Origin of the sequence: Streptomyces sp. NRRL B-24572 (genome assembly GCF_002156145.1) — a bacterium.
Lineage (GTDB): Bacteria > Actinomycetota > Actinomycetes > Streptomycetales > Streptomycetaceae > Streptomyces > Streptomyces vietnamensis.
Map to the genome: position 1 here is coordinate 1 of NZ_MWIG01000542.1, position 7,644 is coordinate 7,644.

Here is a 7,644-nt window from a genome sequence, read left to right on the forward strand (position 1 = left end):
CACCCCACCCGTCCCGGAGTACCGGAGCCCACGCTGACCAGCGACACCCACGCCCCCTGCCGGAAGCCGGGCTCCACGGACACGCCTGCCATACCTGCCCAGCAGGGCGCGGCCCGGCACCTCTCCGGGCTCGTCCGCTTCAACGCCGCACCGGCCGGGGCCGCCGAGGCGCTCCTGTTCGACTGCTGCGCGAGCCGGCGCTGGGCCGAACGGGTGAGCGCGCACCGCCCGTACCCGACGCTCGACGCGCTGCTCGCCGCCGCGGACGAGGCCTCCTACGACCTGTCACGGGCCGAGCTCGACGAGGCGCTCGCCGCCGAGTCCGCCGCCGTCCCGCATCCCGACGCCCCGCCGGCGGCCGTCATGGCGCTGGGCGCGGCCCACGCCGCGTACGAGAGCCGCTTCGGGCACGCCTTCGTGATCAGCCTGGACGGAGTGCGACCCGACGAGCGTCTCGACCGCGTACTGGCCGGTATCCGGTCACGTCTCGGCAACGAACCGGAGGAGGAACGGGTGGTGGCCGCCGACGAACTGCGCCGGCTCGCCCGTGCCCGCCTCACATTCGGCGTCACCACGCCGTGAATTCATCCGTAATGCGGCGATTCCTCCCTGCGCGATAGCCCGTCCGTGCCTGTTTGATCACACCGATGGACCCCGCGCGAGCGAACCGGCGAGTCGTCGCTACGATGACCGGGGCCGGTGGACCGTACCCGGCCGGGTCAGACCGACAGAGAAGCCGGCCGACCCTGATCCCCGCTCCCGGAGGGTTTTTCCGTGCCGGCTGGAACGCTGTACCGCGGCCGGGAAGGAATGTGGAGCTGGGTGGCTCATCGAGTCACCGGCGTCCTCATCTTCTTCTTCCTGTTCGTACACGTGCTGGACACCGCTCTCGTCCGCGTCTCCCCCGAGGCGTACGACGAGGTCGTCGCGACCTACAAGACGCCGATCGTCGCTCTTCTGGAGTACGGCCTGGTCGCCGCCATCCTCTTCCACGCGCTGAACGGCCTCCGGGTCATCGCCGTGGACTTCTGGTCCAAGGGCCCGCGCTACCAGAAGCAGATGCTCTGGACCGTCGTGGGCATCTGGGTCGTGCTGATGGCGGGTTCGCTGTACCCCGTCCTCGGCCACGCCGCACGTGAACTGTTCGGGAGCTGACGCCACTCATGTCTGCTGACACCTCCACCGCGATCGGCCCCGTCGAGGGCGGCGCGCACTACGACGTGGACAACCCCGCGCCGTACATCGAGGCCCCCCGCAAGCGCACGGGCAAGACCCCGCGCGCGACCCGCGGCAACTTCGAGATGGCCGCGTGGCTCTTCATGCGCCTCTCCGGCGTGGTCCTCGTCGTCCTGGTCCTCGGCCACCTGCTGATCCAGCTCTTCCTGGACGGCGGCGTCACCAAGGTCGGCTTCGCCTTCGTGGCCGGCCGCTGGGCGTCCCCGTTCTGGCAGGTCTGGGACCTGCTGATGCTCTGGCTCGCCATGCTGCACGGCGCCAACGGTCTCCGTACGGTCATCAACGACTACGCGGAGCGGGCCAACACGCGCCTGTGGCTCAAGGGCCTGCTGTACACCGCCACGGTGTTCACCATCCTTCTGGGCACGCTGGTGATCTTCACCTTCGACCCGAACATCCGCTAGGCACGGGGCTGAGGTAATCCACGTCATGAAGATCCACAAGTACGACACCGTCATCGTCGGCGCCGGCGGCGCCGGCATGCGCGCCGCCATCGAGGCGACGAAGCGCAGCCGCACCGCCGTGCTGACGAAGCTCTACCCCACCCGCTCCCACACGGGCGCCGCGCAGGGCGGCATGGCCGCCGCGCTGGCGAACGTGGAGGAGGACAACTGGGAGTGGCACACCTTCGACACGGTCAAGGGCGGTGACTACCTGGTCGACCAGGACGCCGCCGAGATCCTGGCGAAGGAGGCCATCGACGCCGTCCTCGACCTGGAGAAGATGGGCCTGCCGTTCAACCGCACCCCGAACGGCACCATCGACCAGCGCCGCTTCGGCGGTCACTCCCGCAACCACGGCGAGGCCCCGGTCCGCCGGTCCTGCTACGCCGCGGACCGCACCGGCCACATGATCCTCCAGACGCTGTACCAGAACTGCGTCAAGGAGGGCGTGGAGTTCTTCAACGAGTTCTACGTCCTGGACCAGCTGATCACCGAGGTCGACGGTGTGAAGCACTCCGCGGGCGTCGTCGCCTACGAGCTGGCCACCGGCGAGATCCACATCTTCCAGGCCAAGGCCGTCATCTACGCCTCCGGCGGCACCGGCAAGTTCTTCAAGGTGACCTCCAACGCCCACACCCTGACCGGTGACGGCCAGGCCGCCTGCTACCGCCGCGGTCTGCCCCTGGAGGACATGGAGTTCTTCCAGTTCCACCCGACGGGCATCTGGCGCATGGGCATCCTGCTGACGGAGGGCGCCCGCGGTGAGGGCGGCATCCTCCGCAACAAGGACGGCGAGCGCTTCATGGAGAAGTACGCGCCGGTCATGAAGGACCTCGCGTCCCGTGACGTCGTCTCCCGCTCCATCTACACGGAGATCCGCGAGGGCCGCGGCTGCGGTCCCGAGGGCGACCACGTCTACCTGGACCTGACGCACCTCCCGCCGGAGCAGCTCGACGCCAAGCTCCCGGACATCACCGAGTTCGCCCGTACGTACCTCGGCATCGAGCCGTACACGGACCCGATCCCGATCCAGCCCACCGCGCACTACGCCATGGGCGGCATCCCGACCAACGTCGAGGGTGAGGTCCTCTCGGACAACACCACCGTCGTCCCGGGCCTGTACGCGGCCGGCGAGGTCGCCTGTGTCTCCGTGCACGGCGCCAACCGCCTCGGCACGAACTCGCTGCTCGACATCAACGTCTTCGGCAAGCGCTCCGGCATCGCCGCCGCCGAGTACTCCGCCAAGCACGACTTCGTCGAGCTGCCCGAGGCCCCCGAGGCCTTCGTCGTCGCGCAGATCGAGAAGCTGCGCAACTCCACGGGCAACGAGCGGGTCGCCGACCTGCGCCGCGAGCTCCAGGAGACGATGGACGCCAACGTGATGGTGTTCCGCACGGAGCAGACCATCAAGACGGCCGTCGAGAAGATCGCCGAACTGCGCGAGCGCTACGAGAACGTGTCCATCCAGGACAAGGGCAAGCGCTTCAACACCGACCTCCTGGAGGCCATCGAGCTGGGCAACCTGCTCGAACTGGCCGAGGTCATGGCCGTCTCGGCCCTGGCGCGCAAGGAGTCCCGCGGCGGTCACTACCGCGAGGACTACCCGAACCGCGACGACGTCAACTTCATGCGCCACACCATGGCGTACCGCGAGGTCGGCGAGGACGGCTCCGAGACCGTCCGTCTCGACTACAAGCCGGTCGTCCAGACCCGCTACCAGCCGATGGAGCGTAAGTACTGATGGCTACCCCCGTACTGGACAAGGTCGAGGCGGAGTCCGCCGCCTCCCCGTACATCACGGTCACGATGCGGATCCGCCGCTTCAACCCCGAGGTGTCGGACGCCGCGGTCTGGGAGGACTTCCAGATCGAGATCGACCCGAAGGAGCGTGTCCTCGACGCCCTTCACAAGATCAAGTGGGACGTCGACGGCACCCTGACGTTCCGTCGCTCCTGCGCGCACGGCATCTGCGGCTCCGACGCGATGCGGATCAACGGCAAGAACAGGCTCGCCTGCAAGACGCTGATCAAGGACATCAACCCGGAGAAGCCGATCACGGTCGAGGCCATCAAGGGCCTCACGGTCCTCAAGGACCTCGTGGTCGACATGGAGCCGTTCTTCCAGGCGTACCGGGACGTCATGCCGTTCCTGGTCACCAAGGGGAACGAGCCGACGCGCGAGCGCCTGCAGTCCGCCGAGGACCGCGAGCGCTTCGACGACACCACCAAGTGCATCCTGTGCGCCGCGTGCACGTCGTCCTGCCCGGTCTTCTGGAACGACGGCCAGTACTTCGGTCCGGCCGCGATCGTCAACGCGCACCGCTTCATCTTCGACTCGCGTGACGAGGCGGGCGAGCAGCGCCTGGAGATCCTGAACGACAAGGACGGCGTGTGGCGCTGCCGCACGACGTTCAACTGCACGGACGCGTGCCCGCGTGGCATCGAGGTCACGAAGGCCATCCAGGAAGTCAAGCGCGCGCTGATCACGCGTCGCTTCTGACGCTCCGTTCGGCCACCGGCCGAAGAGCCCGCTTCTGTACGCTTCTGCGTGCGGGAGCGGGCTTTTCCATTGCACAGAGAATCGGGGATTGATGAGCGAGCCGAACCCTTACGCGGACGGTGAGTACAAGTGGGGTCCTGGACAGCAGGACGCGACGCCCGCGTACGGATACCCGCACGCCCCGCCGCCCTACCAGCCGACCCTGCCGGGCGGCGTGCCGGTGCCGCCGCAGTACCCGGCGGGGTTCGGCGGGGTGCCGACGCTGGCCATCGGCGACATCTCGGTCGTCGGCGACCAGATCCTCACGCCCGCAGGACCGATGCCGCTGAAGGGCGCGGTCTGGAACGCGATGGACATGTCCCGGGTCGAGGAGAAGATCCCGACGGTCGCGATCGTGCTCGCCGTGGTCTTCGCCGTCTTCTGCCTGCTCGGTCTGCTCTTCCTGCTGATGAAGGAGAAGCAGACCACGGGCTATGTCCAGGTGACGGTGAGCAGCGGCGGCCGGCATCACTCCACGCTGATCCCGGCCGGCTCCCCCGACACGTTCTACGCCGTGATGAACCAGATCAACTACGCCCGGACGCTCAGCATCTGACGCCTCACCCGAGCTGACCGACGATCGTCGGGTCGGTGATGGCGGTGTCGTCGGCCAGCAGCATCGCCTTGCTGAGGACGATCGCGAGCATGCCGTCGCCCTCGTACGGGAGCGGGCCGGCCCCGTCCGCCGCCGCGGAGGCCCGCTTCGGGACGATGCACAGGTACCGGCCGTGCGGCACGATCAGCACGTTGCCCGAGCCGAGGTGGATCTCGTACGTGTGGAGGTCGCCCCGCACCCGCAGGAACCGGCCCTCGACCGTGCACCGTTCGCCGATCGCGAGCCGGGGCACGAGGCGGGCGAGCAGCTCGCGGCGGGTCTCGGCGCTCTGCGACAGCTCGCCGAAGCCGTACCGCTGCCAGTAGTCGCGGTGCCGGCCGCCCGGGCCGCCGTCCTGCCACGTCGGGTCGTTGCCGACGCTGGCGACGCCGACGAACAGGTCGACGTCCCGCAGGACTTCGGAGAGCACCTGCTCGGGGATCTCGGTCAGGGGTATCGGCCGGGAGCGGGTGGTGTACGCGCCGCCGCCCGCGTGCGCCCAGTTGTGCTCGGCGTCGATCCGGTGGAAGCGGACCTGGTCGGTGGTGACCTGGGCGTAGGCGTACGAGGCGGTGATGTCGCCGTCCTGGTCGCCGCCGACGCCCTCGACCCAGTACTCGGCGCGCAGCCCCCACTCGGGGAGTTCGCGGTACAGCGGCGGGTACGAGTCGTCCACGGCCAGCCGCAGCTTCGCCGTCCAGCCGCGCTGCGCGGCGAGGGCGTTGAGCTGGTGCTGGCGCAGGACGTGTCCGGCGAAGCGGTTGGAGTACGTGGCGGTGGTCCGCTCGGCGTCGGTGAGCGGGTACACCTCGCGGTGGGCCTGCTTGAACGGCTGGGTGACGCCGAGCCGTTCGAGCCGCGCGCGGACGGCCTGGATCTCGGCGGCGGGGCGGCCGACGGGGTGCCAGAGGGTGACGGTCGCGGTGGGGGTCGCGCACACCGGGTCGCCTTCGAGGGTGCGCAGGTCGGTCCCGTCGAAGAGGACCGGGGTCTCACCGCCGAGGGCCCAGACCAGCCGGCGGGCGAGCGTGCCGACCAGCGGGTGGTCGAGGATCCGCTCGCGCCAGGTCCGGAAGTTCCAGCTGCGGCGGGCGAGGAACTGGCGGTCCAGGCGGTCGCTCTGCGCGCCGAGCATCTTCTCGATGTCCTTGGCGGACGCCTTGAGTTCCCTGAGCGCGTCGGCGTGGTCGCGGCGGACGGCGGCGGGCACGGTCGCGACCTGCCTGCCCTTGGCGTTGGTCCAGGTGAGCTTCGGCTTGGCGCCGTGCACCTCCAGGAGCCCGTGGGCGTCGCCGAGGCGGATCTCGCGGCGGCCGACCTCGGTGAGCCCGTACGCGGGGACGGCCAGCTCCTCGATCTCCTCGCGGCCGACGCCGAGGGCGGCCGCCCTGGCGTCGAGGGCGGCGGTGAGCTGCTTGAGGGTGCCCTTGTAGGTGACCTTCGCGGAGAGCCGGGCGAGTTCGCCGAGGGCGGCCTCGTGGTCGGTGCGGGCGAGGGCGAGCACGGCCGCGTTGGCGACCTTGGGGCTGTGCGGTCCGATGCCGGGGACCTTGCGCAGGGAGGTCTCGACGAGCCGGCCGAGGGCCCGTACGGCGGCCGGGTCGGGCGGCAGCAGGGACACCAGCCAGGCGAGGCCCTTGAGCGCGTCGGCGTTGTACGGGTCGTAGGTCTTGTTGTGGTCGGTCCAGCCCTCGTGCACGTCCAGCTCGATGGTGCGGGGCGCGCCGACGAGGCCGAGCCAGCGGACGGCCGCCGTGCGCAGGGCCCCGGGGCTCTCGGCCGCTTCGGCGAGCGCGCGGGCCTTCTTGTCCCAGGCGGCGGTGGGGCGGGCGCCGGTGGCGGTGAGCAGGTGCGCGAGCAGCCCGGTCGGCGCCTCGGTCATGGCCTGTTCGGCCCAGGGCTCGCCGGGGTTGAGGACGGGGTCGGCGACGCGGCCGAGGATCTTGGCGAGGGTCTTGTCCGCGAGGTACGCGGTCGTCTGGCAGCGGCGCAGCAGGGCGACGAAGCCGCCGGGCAGCGGGCGGCCGGCGTCGAGCTCGCCGCGGGCGAGGGTGGCCAGTTCGTGGGTGTCGAAGCACTCGTACGCCGACCGGAGTTCCTCGATGCGCTTCAGGCGCGCGGCGGAGAGCCGGTCGCCGGGCAGGGCGCCGGCCGGTTCGCCCGTGTTGCCGTCGGCGACGGTGTCCTCGGCCGTGTCGAGCTCGTGCATGCCGTTCCTCATCCCCCCACCAGCGGTACCAGCTTGAGGAACGTGACCTCGACGCCCGGGCCCAACTCCACCTCGTCGTCGAGCTCCTCGACCTGCCGGTCGCCCACCAGGACCAGGAAGCCGTTCCGTCCGAAGGCCTCGACCGCGCGGGCGAACTCCCGCTCGGCCGCCTCCGGCGCGGTCTCCCGCTCGACCCGGCGGCGGATCAGCTCGCGCAGCGCGAGGCGCTCCTCGGCGACGGAGAGGCCGCCGGCCTCGGTCCGCGCCCCTGACGTCGTCTCGTCGACGAAGGTCACCATTGCCATGCCGAGCAGAGTAGGAGAGGCCTCTGACAACGGGCGGGCCGTCGCGGGTGCGTCAGCCGTGCCAGGCCTGGGCGGGGCCGCCCGCCTCCGCCTCGACCATGATCCGGCGCAGCATGCCGTTGAGCAGGTCGCGCTCCTCGGGGGTGAGGACGCCGAGCAGCCGCTCCTCCTCGTGGCCGAGGACGTCCATCGCGCCGAGCCAGGTCTCGCGGCCGGCGGCGGTGAGTTCGACGACGACCCGGCGCCGGTCGGTCGTGGACTGGGTGCGGTGGACGAAGCCGCGCTTCTCCAGCGCGTCGAGGCGGCCGGAGACGGAGG

At 70.4% G+C, this 7,644-nt stretch carries 9 protein-coding genes; 6 read left to right on the forward strand and 3 right to left on the reverse strand.

The window, feature by feature from the left end:
• The 6 genes from CCN56_RS29255 to CCN56_RS29280 all read left to right on the forward strand — a co-directional run.
• Positions 1-582: 2-oxo-4-hydroxy-4-carboxy-5-ureidoimidazoline decarboxylase (locus CCN56_RS29255; RefSeq protein ID WP_373412911.1), on the forward strand; the 582-nt coding region annotated here is incomplete at its 5' end.
• A 192-nt stretch (positions 583-774) separates the two neighbouring features.
• Positions 775-1,155 (forward strand): succinate dehydrogenase, cytochrome b556 subunit, encoded by a 381-nt coding sequence (gene sdhC / locus CCN56_RS29260; protein WP_015035721.1) that lies wholly within the window; start codon positions 775-777, stop codon positions 1,153-1,155.
• An 8-nt stretch (positions 1,156-1,163) separates the two neighbouring features.
• The gene (locus CCN56_RS29265) at positions 1,164-1,640 is read left to right on the forward strand and encodes a succinate dehydrogenase hydrophobic membrane anchor subunit (RefSeq protein ID WP_086830972.1); all 477 of its coding nucleotides are present in this window, start codon (positions 1,164-1,166) and stop codon (positions 1,638-1,640) included.
• Between the two features lie 25 nt (positions 1,641-1,665).
• A complete protein-coding gene (sdhA, locus tag CCN56_RS29270; protein WP_041130881.1) occupies positions 1,666-3,420 on the forward strand; it encodes a succinate dehydrogenase flavoprotein subunit in 1,755 nt (584 codons plus the stop codon).
• A complete protein-coding gene (locus CCN56_RS29275) occupies positions 3,420-4,178 on the forward strand; it encodes a succinate dehydrogenase iron-sulfur subunit (RefSeq protein WP_041130880.1) in 759 nt (252 codons plus the stop codon). The genes sdhA and CCN56_RS29275 overlap by 1 nt, the downstream gene beginning before the upstream one ends.
• A 91-nt stretch (positions 4,179-4,269) precedes the next feature.
• Positions 4,270-4,773 carry a hypothetical protein gene (locus CCN56_RS29280; protein WP_086830973.1) on the forward strand — a complete coding sequence of 168 codons (504 nt, stop codon included), beginning with the start codon at positions 4,270-4,272 and terminating at the stop codon, positions 4,771-4,773.
• Between the two features lie 4 nt (positions 4,774-4,777).
• Here CCN56_RS29280 and CCN56_RS29285 read toward each other — a convergent pair whose 3' ends face one another.
• The 3 genes from CCN56_RS29285 to CCN56_RS43485 all read right to left on the reverse strand — a co-directional run.
• On the reverse strand, positions 4,778-7,021 hold the full coding sequence (locus tag CCN56_RS29285; RefSeq protein ID WP_256962223.1) for a DUF4132 domain-containing protein: 2,244 nt from the start codon (positions 7,019-7,021) through the stop codon (positions 4,778-4,780).
• A gap of 8 nt (positions 7,022-7,029) precedes the next feature.
• Entirely contained in the window at positions 7,030-7,326 is a 297-nt protein-coding gene (locus CCN56_RS29290; RefSeq protein WP_086830975.1) for a hypothetical protein, read from the reverse strand.
• 52 nt (positions 7,327-7,378) lie between these two features.
• Positions 7,379-7,644: MarR family winged helix-turn-helix transcriptional regulator (locus CCN56_RS43485; RefSeq protein WP_179200025.1), on the reverse strand; the 266-nt coding region annotated here is incomplete at its 5' end.